Source organism: Pseudomonas sp. Y5-11 (assembly GCF_022368695.1).
Classification (GTDB): domain Bacteria; phylum Pseudomonadota; class Gammaproteobacteria; order Pseudomonadales; family Pseudomonadaceae; genus Aquipseudomonas; species Aquipseudomonas parakoreensis.
In genome coordinates this window covers 125,313-141,678 of sequence record NZ_CP058974.1, presented here as the reverse complement: position 1 = coordinate 141,678, position 16,366 = coordinate 125,313, and the positions used below count along the sequence as shown (strand labels likewise).

Annotated in this window: 16 protein-coding genes; 6 read left to right on the top strand and 10 right to left on the bottom strand. The window is 61.4% G+C overall.

All coding sequences use genetic code 11. From position 1 onward, the window contains the following. Window positions 1–25: 25 nt before the first annotated feature. Window positions 26–1,225 (top strand): formaldehyde dehydrogenase, glutathione-independent, encoded by a 1,200-nt coding sequence (fdhA, locus tag HXW87_RS00590; protein WP_027610665.1) that lies wholly within the window; start codon window positions 26–28, stop codon window positions 1,223–1,225. Window positions 1,226–1,341: 116 nt separating this feature from the next. Here the strand turns inward: fdhA and HXW87_RS00585 are convergent, their stop codons facing one another. Further along, window positions 1,342–2,016 (bottom strand): anti-sigma factor, encoded by a 675-nt coding sequence (locus HXW87_RS00585; RefSeq protein WP_131670555.1) that lies wholly within the window; start codon window positions 2,014–2,016, stop codon window positions 1,342–1,344. Then, window positions 2,013–2,648: a sigma-70 family RNA polymerase sigma factor gene (locus HXW87_RS00580; RefSeq protein WP_239778312.1), complete on the bottom strand. Its 636-nt coding sequence runs from the start codon at window positions 2,646–2,648 to the stop codon at window positions 2,013–2,015. The genes HXW87_RS00585 and HXW87_RS00580 overlap by 4 nt, the downstream gene beginning before the upstream one ends. Window positions 2,649–2,796: 148 nt before the next feature. Between HXW87_RS00580 and HXW87_RS00575 the strand changes: the two genes are divergently transcribed. Beyond that, window positions 2,797–3,354, top strand: coding sequence for a DUF2780 domain-containing protein (locus HXW87_RS00575; RefSeq protein WP_182402768.1), 558 nt, complete (start codon window positions 2,797–2,799; stop codon window positions 3,352–3,354). 1 nt (window position 3,355) lies between these two features. On the opposite strand, the gene HXW87_RS00570 is transcribed toward HXW87_RS00575, so the two are convergent. Continuing rightward, on the bottom strand, window positions 3,356–4,243 hold the full coding sequence (locus HXW87_RS00570; RefSeq protein WP_047297055.1) for an acyltransferase: 888 nt from the start codon (window positions 4,241–4,243) through the stop codon (window positions 3,356–3,358). Between the two features lie 305 nt (window positions 4,244–4,548). On the opposite strand from HXW87_RS00570, the gene HXW87_RS00565 reads away from it, so the two are divergent. From HXW87_RS00565 to creC, 3 genes are all read left to right on the top strand, one after another. Beyond that, window positions 4,549–5,052, top strand: a complete 504-nt coding sequence (locus HXW87_RS00565; protein ID WP_041069928.1) for an ATP-dependent zinc protease — start codon at window positions 4,549–4,551, stop codon at window positions 5,050–5,052. A gap of 68 nt (window positions 5,053–5,120) precedes the next feature. Continuing rightward, window positions 5,121–5,801: a two-component system response regulator CreB gene (gene creB / locus HXW87_RS00560; RefSeq protein ID WP_041070160.1), complete on the top strand. Its 681-nt coding sequence runs from the start codon at window positions 5,121–5,123 to the stop codon at window positions 5,799–5,801. After that, window positions 5,801–7,219, top strand: coding sequence for a two-component system sensor histidine kinase CreC (gene creC, locus HXW87_RS00555; RefSeq protein WP_239778311.1), 1,419 nt, complete (start codon window positions 5,801–5,803; stop codon window positions 7,217–7,219). Before creB ends, creC begins: the two co-directional genes overlap by 1 nt. Before the next feature lie 22 nt (window positions 7,220–7,241). Here the strand turns inward: creC and HXW87_RS00550 are convergent, their stop codons facing one another. Further along, window positions 7,242–8,252 (bottom strand): acyltransferase, encoded by a 1,011-nt coding sequence (locus HXW87_RS00550; RefSeq protein WP_095669275.1) that lies wholly within the window; start codon window positions 8,250–8,252, stop codon window positions 7,242–7,244. A 143-nt stretch (window positions 8,253–8,395) separates the two neighbouring features. Between HXW87_RS00550 and creD the strand changes: the two genes are divergently transcribed. Then, complete coding sequence (creD, locus tag HXW87_RS00545) at window positions 8,396–9,766, top strand: cell envelope integrity protein CreD (protein ID WP_239778310.1); 1,371 nt, start codon at window positions 8,396–8,398, stop codon at window positions 9,764–9,766. A 205-nt stretch (window positions 9,767–9,971) separates the two neighbouring features. Here the strand turns inward: creD and HXW87_RS00540 are convergent, their stop codons facing one another. From HXW87_RS00540 to HXW87_RS00515, 6 genes are all read right to left on the bottom strand, one after another. Continuing rightward, window positions 9,972–10,601 (bottom strand): glutathione S-transferase, encoded by a 630-nt coding sequence (locus tag HXW87_RS00540; RefSeq protein ID WP_047297052.1) that lies wholly within the window; start codon window positions 10,599–10,601, stop codon window positions 9,972–9,974. 207 nt (window positions 10,602–10,808) lie between these two features. After that, a complete protein-coding gene (locus tag HXW87_RS00535; protein WP_047297051.1) occupies window positions 10,809–10,988 on the bottom strand; it encodes a hypothetical protein in 180 nt (59 codons plus the stop codon). Continuing rightward, entirely contained in the window at window positions 10,985–12,109 is a 1,125-nt protein-coding gene (locus HXW87_RS00530) for a PepSY domain-containing protein (RefSeq protein ID WP_239778309.1), read from the bottom strand. Before HXW87_RS00530 ends, HXW87_RS00535 begins: the two co-directional genes overlap by 4 nt. Before the next feature lie 74 nt (window positions 12,110–12,183). After that, complete coding sequence (locus HXW87_RS00525) at window positions 12,184–14,610, bottom strand: TonB-dependent siderophore receptor (protein WP_239778308.1); 2,427 nt, start codon at window positions 14,608–14,610, stop codon at window positions 12,184–12,186. 269 nt (window positions 14,611–14,879) lie between these two features. Next, window positions 14,880–15,851, bottom strand: coding sequence for a FecR family protein (locus tag HXW87_RS00520; protein ID WP_182402760.1), 972 nt, complete (start codon window positions 15,849–15,851; stop codon window positions 14,880–14,882). After that, window positions 15,848–16,366 carry an RNA polymerase sigma factor gene (locus HXW87_RS00515; protein WP_239779128.1) on the bottom strand — a complete coding sequence of 173 codons (519 nt, stop codon included), beginning with the start codon at window positions 16,364–16,366 and terminating at the stop codon, window positions 15,848–15,850. Before HXW87_RS00515 ends, HXW87_RS00520 begins: the two co-directional genes overlap by 4 nt.

The window sequence follows — 16,366 nt, the reverse complement described above, 5'->3', positions numbered from 1 at the left end:
ATAAAAACAACAGCGAGGTGAAAGCATGTCTGGCAATCGTGGTGTGGTGTATCTCGGCGCTGGCAAGGTCGAAGTACAGAAAATCGACTATCCGAAAATGCAGGACCCGCGCGGCAGGAAGATCGAACACGGGGTGATTCTGCGTGTGGTGTCCACCAACATTTGTGGCTCCGACCAGCACATGGTGCGCGGCCGGACCACGGCGCAGACCGGTCTGGTGCTGGGCCATGAAATCACTGGCGAAGTGATCGAGAAGGGTTCCGACGTCGAGAACCTGAAAATCGGCGACCTGGTCTCCGTACCGTTCAACGTGGCTTGCGGGCGCTGCCGTTCCTGCAAGGAGCAACACACCGGTGTCTGCCTGACCGTCAACCCGGCCCGCGCCGGCGGTGCTTACGGTTATGTCGACATGGGCGACTGGACCGGCGGCCAGGCTGAATACGTGCTGGTGCCGTACGCCGACTTCAACCTGCTGAAACTGCCGGATCGCGACAAGGCCATGGAGAAAATCCGCGACCTGACCTGCCTCTCCGACATTCTGCCGACCGGCTATCACGGTGCGGTAACGGCGGGCGTTGGCCCGGGCAGCACCGTGTACATCGCGGGCGCCGGCCCGGTCGGTCTGGCCGCTGCCGCCTCCGCCCGTTTGCTCGGTGCGGCGGTGGTGATCATCGGCGACGTCAACACCATCCGCCTGGCGCACGCCAAGGCTCAGGGTTTTGAAGTGGTCGACCTGTCCAAGGACACGCCGCTGCACGAGCAGATCGCCGCACTTTTGGGCGAGCCGGAAGTTGATTGCGCGGTGGACTGCGTGGGCTTCGAAGCGCGCGGCCACGGGCATGACGGGGTGAAAGCCGAAGCCCCGGCCACCGTGCTCAACTCGTTGATGGGCGTGGTGCGCGTCGCCGGCAAGATCGGTATTCCGGGCCTGTACGTGACCGAGGATCCGGGCGCTGTAGATGCCGCCGCGAAAATGGGCAGCCTGAGCATCCGCTTCGGCCTGGGCTGGGCCAAATCCCACAGCTTCCACACCGGCCAGACCCCGGTGATGAAATACAACCGCCAGCTGATGCAGGCGATCATGTGGGACCGCATCAACATCGCCGAAGTGGTGGGTGTGCAAGTCATCAGCCTCGACCAGGCGCCGGAAGGCTATGGCGAGTTCGATGCCGGTGTGCCGAAGAAGTTTGTGATCGATCCGCATCGGTTGTTCAGTGCGGCGTAAGTAAATAGGGCGACCCACGGGTCGCCTTTTTTTAGATCAAAAGATCGCAGCCTTCGGCAGCTCCTACATCGATCCCTGTAGGAGCTGCCGAAGGCTGCGATCTTTGATTTTTGCATTCAGAGGGCTGCCAAAGCGCCCTGATACAGCACTGGCCCGGTCGGCTGCCCGGTCGGCGACCCACCTTGCGGCTCCAGACTCACCGCCAGCGCAATCGGCTGGCCGATCAAGGCTTTCTGTGCCGCGCTCAGTTCAACCTTGCCTTTGCCGCCTGCAGGAATCACCCCCAGCGAAATCGGCTTGCCATCGGCGGGTATCGCCCACAGTTCCAGGCTGCGATCTGGCCCGACTGCCGCCAATGTCAGCGGTTCGACTTGCAGATAGTCCGCATGCGCCTCGACCTTCAGCGCTGGTTGCGCGTCGGCGCTCAGCAGGGTGGCGCGGTAGCGGGCGTCGTCGCGGTTGTACAGGGAACCGAGGAACACCAGCACCACGATCGAGCAGAGTGCAGCGGTGACTCGCAGCCAGTTCCAGAACGGTCGTTTTTCCGGGACGTGCAGCACTTGCGGTTCGATGCGTGCAGTAATGCCTTGCCACACCCGATCCGGCACCGGTTGCTCCGGCAATGTATCGGTAAGGCTGGCGAGGCTCTCCTGCCACTGCGCCAACTCGGTTCGCAGTGCTGCATCATCCAGTAGCAATTGTTCAAAGCGCCGGCGCGCCGCCGACGACATCAGGCCGATGGCGTAATCGGCAGCGAGGGCGCGGCGCAGGGCAGGGGTCTGGTAGTTCATGATTCAAGGCACCTGCGCAGACGTTCCATGCCACGGCGAATCCACGACTTCACCGAACCCAGCGGCGCGGCCAGGTGTTCGGCGAGTTCCGAGCAGGACAGGCCCTGAAAATAGGCGACGCTGATCGACTGGCGCTGCATGCCGTCGAGGGTGTCCAGGCAACGGTGCAACGCGCTGGCTTCGCGGCTGCTGTTCAACAGGTCGTGGGCCGAAGGGCCTTCGTCCGGCAGGGTCTCCTGTTCGAAGTCGGTCAGCGGTCGGTCACGCTGTTTGCGTAACTGGTCGATGGCCTGGTGGCGAGTGATGTTGATCATCCAGGTCAGCGGCGCCGACAAATGGGCTTCGTAGCGCGAGGCGTTGTTCCAGATGCGCACGAAGCTTTCCTGCAGCACGTCCTCGGCCAGATCTGCCCGGCCCATGAAACGCAAGGCGACACCGTGCAAGCGCGGGCCGACGCTGCGATAGAGGGTTTCGAATGCACGCCGATCGCCCAGTGAACACTGGGCCAACAACTGGCGCAACTGATCGGGGTCGGCGGTGGAAATGACGGTTCTCCAGGCAATGGGCGGACGACGAGGGCGCTGCTCGGGCTGTTCACAGGCTAGTTCAGCGACAGCGCTTGTGCCATTCATCTCGGGTTATCCACGGTTTCACGTTTTATATACGTGGCTATCCTGAAAATGGATGCGCCGGCGAGGAACATGCCAGCGCAAACCCGGTCAAATCGGCAGTTTTGCCGCCCATAAGCGGGCGGTTACCACAGCGCAAGAGGATGTCTGAATGAAGATTTCACGCGGTATGGCCTTTGCTTCACTGATGACCCTCGCAGCGAGCCCGGTATTTGCCGGTTTCAGCTTGAACGATGTCGCCGGTGCAGTCTCGGGGATGCAAGGGGGGGACAAGGCTGCCGCCGCTGCACCGACTTCGGAAACCGCTGGATTGCTGAGTGCCTTGAGTGCGCTGAACATCACACCCCAGCAAGCTGTAGGGGGAACCAGTGCGATGTTGGGCCTGGCCAAGAACCAATTGAGCAGCACCGATTATTCGCAGTTGGCCAAAGAAGTGCCGGGCATCGACAAACTGTCGGGCGGTAGCGGCAATCTGGCGGCATTGAGCGGGTTGCTGGGCTCGTCGGGCAAGTCAGCCGGGCTGGAAAATGCGCTGGGCAACGTCAAGACCACCAGCGACCTGAACAACGCTTTCAGTGCGCTGGGCATGGACAGCGGCATGGTGGGCCAGTTTGCCCCGGTGATCCTGCAATACCTGGGTCAACAGGGTGTTGGCGGTTCGCTGTTGAGCAGTCTGGGCAACATCTGGGGCGCCGGCAGCGGCAGCTGATTCAGCTGCGCTCACCGCGCAGTTCGCTGATGCGCTGATCCTTCTCGGTCCAGAGCTGGTTGACCCAGTTCTGGACCTGCTGGCGAAACTGCGGATCGTTCTCGTAATCGCCCTGCGACAGCGCCGGGTCGAGTTCGCGGGTCTGGATGTCGACGATCACCCGCGGCACGCTGCCGCTGATCAGATCCCAGAACCCCGGAATGTTCTCCTGTGGATAAACCACGGTCACGTCGAGCAACGCATCCAGTTGCTCCCCCATCGCCGCCAGCACAAACGCCACGCCGCCCGCCTTGGGTTTGAGCAGGTGCTTGAACGGTGACTGCTGCTGCGCGCTTTTCGCCGCGGTGTAGCGAGTACCTTCCAGATAGTTCACGACCGTTACCGGCTGGCGCTTGAACAGCTCACAGGCCTGTTTGGTGATTTCCAGATCTTTGCCCGCCAGCTCCGGATGCTTCGCCAGAAACGCCTTGCTGTAGCGCTTCATGAACGGGTAATCCAGCGCCCACCACGCCAGACCGAGGAACGGCACCCAGATCAGCTCTTTCTTGAGGAAGAACTTGAAGAACGGCGTACGCCGGTTGAGGGTCTGGATCAGCGCCGGAATGTCGACCCACGACTGGTGGTTGCTGACCACCAGATACGAGGTGTCACCGCGCAGGTCTGCGCCGCCGCGAATGTCCCACTGAGTGGGGATGCACAGACGAAAGATCAGCTTGTCGATTTCCGCCCAAGTCTCGGCAATCCACATCACCGCCCACGAGGCGTAATCGCGCCAGCGCCCGGGCGCAATCAGTTTGAGCAGGGCAAAGACCATCAACGGCCCGATCAGGATCAGGGTGTTGAGCAACAGCAGCAGGGTGACGAAACAGCCGGTGAGCAGGCGGCGCATAAGCAACTCTATGAAGGCGGATGGGCGCGCCATGATAAGTGGCTTCGGGCGACAGGCCAAATCGGCGGTGACGAATGTTTCACTTTTGGGCGGCTATGCTGGAGCCAATTAGTGAGGCTTGTGCTGGCCCCATCGCTGGCAAGCCAGCTCCCACAAGGATCTCCAGTGCATGTGATTTCCGTGAATGGCAGAGAAACCTGTGGGAGCTGGCTTGCCAGCGATGCAATATCAAGGGCGAACGAATTCCTTGATGGCTGTCTAAAATCTCGCGTCTGACGCCCTCATTTTCCAAGGAAGCCCTCTACGTGAAATCCCTCCTTGCACTGTTTGCCCTCGTCGCCCTGCCGGTCATGGCCGCCGAACCGACCCTGTACGGGCGTTATGAATACATCGCGCTGCCGGAAATCGGTGGTGAGGTGCTCAAGGCCAAGATGGACACTGGCGCGCTGACCGCGTCGCTGTCGGCCAAGGACATCGAGACCTTCACCCGCGACGGTGAAAACTGGGTGCGCTTCCGCCTCGGCACCAAGGACGCCAGCAACAAGGTCTACGAGCACAAGATCGCGCGGATCAGCAAGATCAAGAGCCGTTCAGACGAAGAAGACGAGGGCGACAGCACTGAAGTCGCCAAACGCCCGGTGGTCGATCTGGAACTGTGCCTGGGCAACGTCAAGCGTACCGTTGAGGTCAACCTGACCGACCGCAGCAACTTCAACTACCCGCTGCTGATCGGTGCCAAGGCCTTGCGCGAGTTTGGCGCCGCAGTGAACCCGGCGCGGCGTTTCACCGCCGACAAGCCGGACTGCTAAGTGGTCTCATTGACGTAACGTCAGGCTTGGGGCACCGTTCGCGCACTTAACCCATGGGCTCGGACGCCATGCCTCATATCCTGATTGTCGAAGACGAAGCGGCGATTGCCGATACGCTGATTTTTGCCCTGCAGGGCGAGGGGTTCACGACCACGTGGCTGAGCCTGGGCGCCGCGGCGCTGGAGCATCAACGGCAGACCCCGGCCGACTTGATCATTCTTGATATCGGCCTGCCGGACATCAGCGGTTTCGAAACCTGCAAACAGCTGCGGCGCTTCAGTGAAGTGCCGGTGCTGTTCCTCAGCGCCCGGGACGCCGAGATCGACCGGGTGGTGGGGCTGGAGATCGGCGCCGACGATTACGTGGTCAAGCCGTTCAGCCCGCGTGAGGTGGCGGCGCGGGTCCGGGCGATTCTCAAGCGCATGGCGCCGCGTCCTGCGGTTGAAGCGTCCTCGACGCTGTTTCGCATCGATGCCGAACGTGTGCAGATCGTCTATCGGGGACAGCCGTTGAGCCTGACCCGCCATGAATTTCGCCTGTTGCAATGCCTGCTCGAACAACCGCAGCGGGTGTTCAGCCGCGAGCAACTGCTCGACGCGCTGGGGGTTGCTGCCGACGCCGGCTACGAGCGCAGCATCGACAGCCACATCAAAAGCGTGCGCGCCAAATTGCGTCTGGTGCGGGCCGACGCCGAGCCGATCCAGACCCATCGCGGCCTCGGTTACAGCTACAGCCCGGGGCACAGCTGATGTCGCTGGGGCTGCGGATCTTTCTGGTGTATGTGCTGTTTATCGGCCTGACCGGTTACTTCGTGCTCAACACGGTGATGGAAGAAATCCGCCCCGGTGTGCGTCAGTCCACCGAAGAAACCCTGGTCGACACCGCCAACCTGATGGCGGAGATTTTGCGTGATGATTTCAAGGCCGGCACGCTCAGCGAGAACCGCTGGCCCGAATTGTTGCGTGCCTACGGAGAACGCCAGCCGCAGGCGACCATCTGGGGGTTGCCGAAAAATCAGGTCAACCATCGCATCTACGTCACCGACGTCAAAGGCATCGTGGTCCTGGATTCCAGCGGCGTGGCGGTCGGTCAGGATTACTCGCGCTGGAACGACGTCTACCTGACCCTGCGCGGCGTATACGGTGCGCGCTCAACCCGCAGCGATCCGAACGATCCTGCGTCGTCAGTGATGCACGTCGGCGCGCCGATCCGCGACAACGGCAAAATCATCGGCGTGGTCACCGTGGCCAAGCCCAATAGCTCCTTGCAGCCTTACGTCGATCGCACCGAGCGGCGCTTGTTGTTTTACGGGGCCGGGCTGATCGGCCTCGGCCTGCTGTTCGGTGCCTTGCTGTCGTGGTGGCTGAGCCGCGCGCTGCACCGTTTGACCGGTTACGCCAAAGCGGTCAGTGAGGGGCGCCGGGTGGAGGTGCCGCATTACCGTGGCGGTGAGCTGGAACAACTGGCCACGGCGGTGGAGCAGATGCGCACCCAGCTCGAAGGCAAGGCTTACGTCGAACGCTACGTGCACACGCTGACCCATGAATTGAAGAGTCCGCTGGCGGCCATTCGCGGTGCCGCAGAGTTGCTGCAGGATGAAATGCCAGCGATTCAGCGCCTGCGCTTTGTCGGCAATATCGACAGCGAAAGCGCGCGGATGCAGCAGTTGATCGAGCGCCTGTTGAATCTGGCTCAGGTGGAACAGCGCCAGGGTCTCGAGGAGCGCGTGGCGGTGCCGCTGGCGGCGCTGATCGATGAATTATTACGCGCGCAGGCAGCGCGGATCGAAGGCCGGCGGCTCACGGTCGAGCAGACGATTGCGCCGGATCTGCTGCTGATCGGCGAGCCGTTTCTGCTGCGTCAGGCGCTGGGCAATCTGCTGGACAATGCACTGGATTTCACCCCGGTCGCCGGGTTGCTGCGTTTCAGTGCCGAACGTGTCGGGGAGCAGGTCGAGTTGCGCTTGTTCAACGAAGCCGCCCCGATTCCCGATTACGCCTTGCCGCGCTTGAGTGAGCGATTTTATTCGTTGCCGCGTCCGGACAGTGGGCGCAAGAGCACCGGGTTGGGGCTGAACTTTGTTGAAGAGGTGGCCAAGTTGCATGGCGGCCAACTGTCGATCAGCAACGTGTCGGGCGGTGTGCAAGCCGTTCTGAGCCTGCCCTGAAACCTCACGGGCAGGCGCATGCTCAGGGTGGGGACGAGGCCGCTGCGGTGTGCTGAAGCTTTTTCCGATGGGCAAAGTTCAACGCTGGCTGCTCCACCAGACGCCATGAAGCGATTGCCAGCGCGATCACGATCAGCGCCGAGACAACCATGGACGGCAGAAAGCTCAGGTGGGATTTGTTGATGATCAGTTGCTGGACCGGGAACGCATACAGGTAGATTCCGTAAGAAATATCGAATCGGCCCCGGATACTTTTGTCGACGTAGAGCAGGCCCAGACTCAGGGTGACCAACGCACAGCCCAGTGTCGCCAGCACTGTGGCCAATGGGGTGCCGACGCTGAGGTAGATCAATCCGGCCCCCACCGTCAGAGCGATCGCCAGCACACGGGGATCGCTGAGGTACTGTTTGTGAAAGGCAATCACCGAACCGGCAAAGAAGGCGATACCAGCACCGCAGTAGGTCGCCAGTTTTTGCGCCATGGCGCCGGCGACGACATTGCTCAGGACATAGGTTGCCAAGGCGAACCCAGTCAGCAGGATCCATGGCAACAGGGCTTTTCGGTACAGACCCAGAACCGCCGCCAGCAGCAAGTAAAAGCCGAATTCGATTTTCAGCGTCCAGAGACTGCCGTTGAAGGACTCGTCGAAGATAAATCCATTGGTGATCTGTTCGATAGTGGCTCGACCGAAAACCGAGATGCGCAGGAAATCGATTAGCGCACTTGAGCCTGTGACATAACCTTCGGTAAACAGAGCTCCGGCGATATAGGTCATCGCAAAGGCGCAGAGAATCAGCGCTGGAAAAATGCGGGCAATGCGTTTGATCAGATAGTCGGTGAAGTTCGTGGCGTTGACGAAGCTGCGAGTGATCAGCAGGCCGGAGATCGCAAAGAATGCGATCACGGCAATACCGCCCAGCGAGTTGAAGCCGGCAATGCCTGGCTCCGGCAGACCCCACAGCGCAAAGTGATGGCTGATCAGCACCATGAGTGCCGCTATGTGCCGAATCAAATCGAAAGAGTTGTTGCGCAACGTGTCGGTCCTTTCTTTGAACATTGCCAGGGTGATGAGGAAAAAGCCTTTTACAGGTATTTCCACGCAAAGCCCACACAACCTCCATAACAAAACCACAAAGCACTCCCAGACTGGCCGCATTCCAACCAGGGAGCGTCGTTATGAATCGAAATCTGACTATCAAACTCGGGGCTGTCGCCCTGTTGATCCTGCTGTTGCTGATCCCGCTGCTGATGATCGACGGCATCATCGATGATCGCCAGCAACTGCGCGATGGTGTGCTCGAAGACATCGCCCGCAGTTCCAGCTACAGCCAGCAACTGAGCGGGCCGGTGATGGTGGTGCCGTATCGCAAAGTGGTGCGTACCTGGAAGACCAACGAGAAAACCAGTCAGCGCTATGAAGAACTCGGTGAGGAGCGCGGTCGTTTGTACTTTCTGCCGGAACGCTTCGAACTCGACGGCCAGGTGCAGACCGAGCTGCGCGCCCGGGGCATTTACCAAGCGCGATTGTTCCATGCTGACAATCGCATCAACGGGCATTTCTCGTTGCCAGCGCAGTTAGGCATCAAAGAAGACTTTGCCGATTACCAGTTCGACGCGCCGTTTCTGGCGGTGGGCATCAGCGATATTCGCGGTATTGAAAATGCGCTGAAACTGGAACTCGACAGCCAGCGTCTGGACTTTGTGCCTGGCACCCAGGTGGGCTGGCTCGGCGAAGGTGTGCGGGTCACGTTGCCGACACTGGACACCCGCAACGCCACGGAGCTGACCTTCGGTTTCGACCTGCGCCTGCAAGGCACTGGTTCGTTGCAAGTGCTGCCGGTAGGCAAGGCCAGCCGCGTCAGCCTGGCGGCGAACTGGCCGCACCCCAGCTTCATCGGCAACTTCCTGCCCGCCAAACGCGAAATCAATGATCAAGGTTTCAGCGCCGATTGGCAGACTTCGTTTTTCTCCACCAACCTGCAAGAAGCGATGAACCGCTGTGTGATGGGCAATGATTGCGAGGCGTTCAACGGGCGCAGTTTTGGCGTGAGTTTCATCGACCCGGTGGATCAGTACTTGAAGAGTGACCGGGCGATCAAATATGCGCTGTTGTTTATCGTCCTGACCTTCGCCGGTTTCTTCTTGTTCGAAGTGCTCAAGAGTCTTGCGGTGCACCCGGTGCAATACGCATTGGTCGGGGTGGCGCTGGCGTTCTTCTACCTGTTGTTGCTGTCGCTGTCGGAGCACATCGGCTTTGCTTTGGCCTATCTGCTGTCGGCCAGTGGCTGTGTGTTGTTGATCGGATTTTATGTCTGTCACGTGCTGCACAGCGTGCGCCACGGCCTGAGTTTTTCCGCGGGATTGGCAGCGTTGTATGGCCTGCTGTATGGCCTGCTGAGCGCCGAGGACTATGCGTTGCTGATGGGTTCGCTGTTGCTGTTCGGCCTGCTCGGGGTGTTCATGGTGCTGACGCGCAAACTCGACTGGTACGGGATCGGGCAGAAACCGGCCAAGCCGCTGGCGTTTGATGTGGGGGCGATGCAATGAGCGGGTTGGGATTGCGTGAAGATCAGCGAGAGGTGGAGGTTTTGGTGACGCTGATTGTTGCAGCACTGCCGCCGCAACCCAGGTGGTGCCATCGCTGGCAAGCCAGCTCCCACAGGATTTGTGCTGAAACAGAGGGTTCTGTCATACCCAAATCCATTGTGGGAGCTGGCTTGCCAGCGATGAGGCCAGAACAGGTTCCGCCGATTTAAGGCTTGGGCAGGGTGGCGACCATGGACGGTCGCTGACTCACTTCAAAGAACCAGTTGGCCAATTGCGGATTGGCGCTGCGCCAGTCCAGATCCGGATGACGCAGATCAAGGTAACCCAACGCACAGGCGACGCTGATGGCGGCCACGTCGAAATGGCTGGTCAGCTCGGCGATGGCGTCAGCTTCCAGATAGGCCAAGGCGCGGCGGATCTTCTCGCGCTGGGCCTCGAGCCATTCGTCCCAGTGCTTTTCCGGGGCGCGCAATACCAGTTCGTAACGCACCATCACCGAGGCATCCATGATTCCGTCGGCCAGCGAGGCCAGGGTCAGACGCCGCCACCGGGCCGCGCCGTCGCGGGGGATCAGCGGGTTGCCGACGTGCTGCTGGTCGAGGTATTCGAGGATTACGCGGCTGTCATGGATCACGCTGCCGTCGGCCAGACGCAGGGCCGGGATCTTGCCCAGCGGATTGTCGGCGTTGAGTGCAGCGTCCGGGCTGACCGGGCTGAGCACGCAATCTTGCAGAGCGACGCGATCCTGCTGGCCGGTCTCATGCAGCAGCACCATCACTTTGCGCACGAACGGGGAGAGCGTGTTGTGGAACAGGGTCATGCTGGGGGCGGACATGGGCAAACCTCGGTGGTCATCGAAGAACAGCAGGTTAGCCTAGCTACAACCACTGTGGCTGGCGAGGAATTGATGGTGTTCGTGAGATCGCCATCGCTGGCAAGCCAGCTCCCACAGTTTTTGCAGCGAACACAAATTTCAGATTCAGCATTAACCCCCGTGGGAGCTGGCTTGCCAGCGATGAGGCCATCACCGACAACACAAAAACTACCTGCGCTGCAACAAACCTCTTATGGCCAGAAACGCCGGTACACCCAGCCCGACCCAGCTCAACGCATCCCAGATTCCATCGCCCAACAACGCCGCAAACAACCCCGCCGCACTTAGCAGCGCAATCACCAGCGGCGTGCTGAAGACCTTCCAGAAATTGCTCTGACGCGGCTTCATGCGGCCGCCTCCACCGTCACCGGTTTCGCCGCTTTACGCCGCACCACCCACAGATACACGCCGCTGCCAAGGACGATGATGGTCAGCACGTCGAGGGTTGCCCAGAGGATTTTCATCGGCATGCCGCCGTAGTCACCGAAGTGCAATGGCTGCGACAGGCCCATGGCGTCCATGTACCACGGGCGCTCGGCCACGGCGGTGACCTGCAGGGTGCCGGCGTCGATCAGCACCGGCGTCAGCAGGTGCGAGGTCAGGTGCGTGCCGCCCTTCATGAACACCGCGTAATGATGCTCGCTGGAAAAACGCGTGCCGGGGAAGGCGATGAAGTCCGGGTTCATCCCCGGCGCCACGTCCCGAGCGATGTCGAGCAGGCGGGTGGCCGGGGCCAGTCGGGTCAGCGGCGGGGCATCGCGGTAGGGCGCAACCATGGCAGTCAGCGAGTCATTGCGCCACGCGGCGATGATCAGATCGGCACAGGCGCTGATCACTCCGGTGACACCGACCACCAGCGCCCAAGTCAATGTAACCACGCCGATCAGGTTGTGCAGGTCGAGCCAGCGCAGGCGGGAAGACTTGTCCTGGCGCACGGTGCCGAACTGCAAGCGGCGCATGAACGGCAGGTACAACACAGTCCCCGAAATGATCGCGACCACGAACAGCAAACCCATGAACGCCAGCAGCAACTTGCCCGGCAGGCCGGCGAACATGTCCACGTGCAGGCGCAGGATGAACAACATCAGGCCTCCGTTGGCCGACGGGGTTTCCAGCGCTTCACCGGTGCGCGCATCGAGTATGAACGTGTGCGAAGAATTCGGCTCGGTACCGGCGGTTTTCGCCATGATGGTCAGCACCGCGTTGGGCTCGTCGTCCTCGAAACCGAAGTACTGCACCACTTCGCCGGGACGATGTTGTTCTGCCGCCTCGACCAGTTGCGCCAGGTTCAGGCGCGGGGTGTCGGCGGGCATTTCGCGCACTTGCGGGGCATCGCCGAGCAGGTGTTCGATCTCGTGATGGAAGATCAGCGGCAGACCGGTCAGTGCCAACAGCAGCAAAAACACGGTGCAGATCAGGCTGGTCCAGGTGTGGATGAACGACCAGCGGCGAATTGTTTTACTTTTCATTTCATGACCTTCAAAAACACCGAAGCCGTCCACGGGGGACGGCCTGGTGACAGGACCTGTTTCAGCTCACGCGCTTACCACTTGTAGGTGGCGCTGGCGACGACGCTGCGCTGGTCGCCGTAGTAGCAATAGAAGCCGTCGCAGGTGGAGATGTAGTCCTTGTCGAACAGGTTGGTGGCATTGACCGCCACCGATGCACCTTTGAGGCTGTTGTCCAGGCGACCGAGATCGTAATGCACGGAGGCATCGAACACGGTGTAAGCATCGGCCTTGCCCAGCCAAGTGTTGCCCTGATCGCCGTAGGTGTTGCCGGTGTAACGCACGCCGCCGCCGATACCGAAGCCGTCGAGCACGCCGTTGTGCCAGGTGTAATCGGTCCACAGCGAGGCCTGCTGGTTCGGCATCAGCTGCAGGCGGTTGCCTTTGTAGTCGCCTTTCTGCACTTCGGACTTGGCCAGGGTGTAGGCGGCGATCACTTTCAGGTTATCGGTGACGTCCGAGGTCGCCTCCAGTTCCAGGCCTTTGACTTTCACTTCGCCGGTCTGGCTGGTGATCGGGGTGTTGCCGACGGTGGTGGTGACTGCGACGTTTTTCTGCGTCAGGTCATACACGGCGGCGGTCAGCAGGGTCTTGCTGCCCGGTGGCTGGTACTTGACGCCCATTTCCCACTGCTTGCCTTCGGTCGGCTTCAGCGAACCGGTGGAGGAGGCGTCGGCGCCGGTGGTGGGCTGGAAGGATTCGGCGTAGGAAATGTACGGGACGAAGCCCGAGTCGAACACGTAGCTGAGCGCTGCGTTACCACTGAAGTTCTTGTCGCGCTGGGTGTTGGTCGCATCGGCCTTGTTGAAGAACGTGGTGCCGGTGTGGACCCAGTCTTCACGACCGCCCAGCGTCAGGCGCCATTGGTCGAGGGCCATCTGGTCCTGCACGTAGAGGCCGGTCTGGTAGGTCTTCTGGTCGTAGTCGTAATACGCCGTCGAGCGATCCGGACGAACGATCGGCTGGCCGTAGATCGGCTTCAGCACGTTGGTTTTCTGACCGTCACCGTAGATCGACAGGTAGTTGGTGTTGCTGCGCTGGTGGTCCAGCCCCAACAGCACGGTGTGGCGAATGTCACCGGTAGCGAAGTCGGCCTGGAAGTTGTTGTCCACCGCGAACTGGCTGATGTCTTCGTCAACGCTGGTGCTGGTGCGCCCGACGTTGCCTTGATCGTCCACCAGGGTGTACGGATAAGAACCGACAGTCAGGGCCTGGAACGACAGATCCGACTTGGTGTAGCGCAGGTTCTGCTTGAACTGCCAGACATCGTTCAGCCGGTGTTCAAACGCATAGCCGAGCGCGTAGTAAGTGCGGTCGTAATATTCCCAATCCGGGTCGCCGAGGTTTTTGTGGTGCGAGACGCTACCGAACGGCATGTCGATCTTGGTGCCCTGCACCGGCAGGAACTGGCTGGTAATGCCGGTATCGTCGCGGGTGAACTGGCTCAGCAGGGTGAACCTGGTGCCGTCGTCAATGTTCCAGGTCAGGCTCGGCGCGATGTTGTAGCGCTTGTTTTCGATGTGATCGATCTGCGTGTCGCTGTCGCGCACCACCCCACTGATGCCGTAGAGAAACTGGCCGGCGTCGTCGATCTTGCCGGTGCTGGCGAAGTTGATCTGGCGGTGGTTGTCGCTGCCGTACTGCAGCTGGATTTCGCTGCTGGCGTCGCTGCTCGGGCGCCGGCTGACCATGTCCAGCAGGCCGCCCGGTGGGGTCTGGCCGTAGACGGAGGAGGCCGGGCCGCGCAACAGGGCGAGGCGATCGAGGTTCCAGGTTTCCTGTTTCGGGTTGGCGTACACGCCTTTTGGCAGTGGCAGCCCATCGAGGAACTGGGTCGGCTCGAAGCCACGCACGCGCAGCCAGTCGGCGCGGGTGTCGCTGCCGTAGCTGCTGGCGGTGATGCCCGGCATATAACGCACGGCGTCATCGAGGCTGTGCACGCTGCGGTCGTCCATTTGCTGACGGGTGGCGACCGAGATCGAGCGCGGTGCTTCGACCAGCGCGGTGTCGGTCTTGGTGCCGGCGGCGGTGCGGGTGGCGGTGTAGCCCTCGACCGGGCCCCAGGCCGTTTCGTAGTTTTCCACGCCGATCACTGCGGTTTCCGGCAGCGCCAGTGTCCCTTCAGGCACGGCTACCAGGCTGTAGGTGCCAGTGCTGCTTTGTTCCAGTTGCAGGCCGGTACCTTGCAGCGCCACACGCAGAGCGCCGGCGGCGTCGTATTGCCCGTTGACCGGCGACGAGGTCTTGCCCGCCGCCAGCGACGGATTGAGCGACAGCGCGAGGCCACCCTGGCTGGCGATCTGGTTCAGCGTGGTCGACAGCGGCGCCTCCGGCAGGTTGTAGGCACGCACGCTGGAGGCCTGTTCAGCAGCGAGCAACGGGCTGCTGAGCAGCGGCGCGCTGAGGGCAATGGCGATGGCCAGCAGACTGGGGCGCAACAAGGTGTCTAGCGAACGGGACATGCGAAGGCTCCTGAATGGAAATATTTCTCAATTGCCTGTGTGCCGGACGAGAATTGAAAAGTGATAGGGCTGGATGAAAATAATGTCGATTAACTGGGAGTGGGGCAGCCGATTCGCGTGGCAACATTGGTTTTGTGCAGTTGCGGGCGGCCCCATCGCTGGCAAGCCAGCTCCCACAGGTTCAGCGCAGCTCACAGAATTGATATTCACCATCGATCTCTGTGGGAGCTGGCTTGCCAGCGATGGCGGCCGCTCGGGCACCAGATAAATCAGGGCTTTGTATCTGCTTTGGCGACCGTGACCCAATACGGCGTGTGCTGCTCGATCTGCACCGGCAGCGTCGGCAGCAGGGCACTCAAGGCCTTGTCGGTGTCGTGCAGCGGGAAACTGCCGGTGATGCGCAGGTCAGCGACTTCCGGCGCCACGCCCAGATGCCCGCGCCGGTAGCGTCCAAGCTCACGCACCAGATCTTCCAATCGAGCGTTGTCCACCACCAGCATGCCGCGGGTCCAGGCATCGGCGCCGGGCGTGAGCGCCGCGACCGCGTCGAGGCCGTCATTGCGGATCAGCACTTGCTGGCCTTCGCGCAGGATCTGCTCTTCAGGATGGCTTTGCGGATGCGCCGCCACCGCCGATTGCAGGACGCTCAGACGCGTGCCTTGTTCTTCACGCTTGACCAGAAACCGTGTCCCCAATGCACGCATGCTGCCTTCGCGGGTTTCGACGATGAACGGCCGCGCATCACCGTGACCGGTCTCGACCATGATTTCGCCTTCCTGCAGTACGACCAGCCGCTGCCTGGCATCGAAGCGCACATCCACCGCGCTGTGGGTGTTGAGATTGAGCACGGTGCCATCGGCCAGGCGTACCGTGCGCTGTTCGCCGGTGGCGGTGCGTTGATCGGCAAGCCAGTAATCCAGAGGCAAATACCGATCACCGGCAAACAGCGCCAGACCGATCACCGCCAGCACGCTGGCCAATCCGCTGCCGAGCTTGCGCACGCGCCGCCGAATGCCTTCGCGCGATTGCAGTAACGCAGCGCGGGCCGGGCCGTTGGCGACGTTGAAACGCTGATCGAGCATGCCCAGTTGGCGCCAGGCGCGGGCGTGTTCTTCATGGGCCGCATGCCATTTGGCGAACTCCTCGCGCTCCAGCGGACTGCCGGAGTCCAGCGACAATTGCCAGGCAATCGCCGCGTCCAGCACCTGGGCCGAGACCGGTTTTGAACTGGCCGGATTCATGTCGGCTCACCGTACAGGGCGATGTAGCACTGGCGAATGCCTTGCGCGAGGTATTGCCGCACGCGGGGCACCGAGACGCCGAGCTTCGTGGCGATTTCGGCGTGGCCGAGGCCGTCGAGGCGGTTATAAAGGAAAGCGGCGCGGGCCTTGGTCGAGAGTTTGCCGAGCAGTCGGTCGATGGCCTTGAGGTCTTCCAGGATCAACTGCTGTTCCTCCACCGAAGGTTGTTCGCCTTCGGGGATCAGCATCAATTCGGCGAGATAGGCCTGTTCCAGCGCGGCGCGGCGGAAGTAGTCGAACAACAGGCCCTTGGCGATCGCCACCAGAAACGCCCGGGGTTCGCGCGGGGTCAGCAGTTGATCGCGACCGAGCAGGCGCACGAAGGTGTCCTGGCTCAGGTCTTCGGCCCGTTGCGGGCACGCCACATTGCGCCGCAGCCAGCTCAGCAGCCAACCGCGATGGTCGCGATACAACGCACCGACGAGTTCACTGTGAGGGCTTGGGACTGACGACAC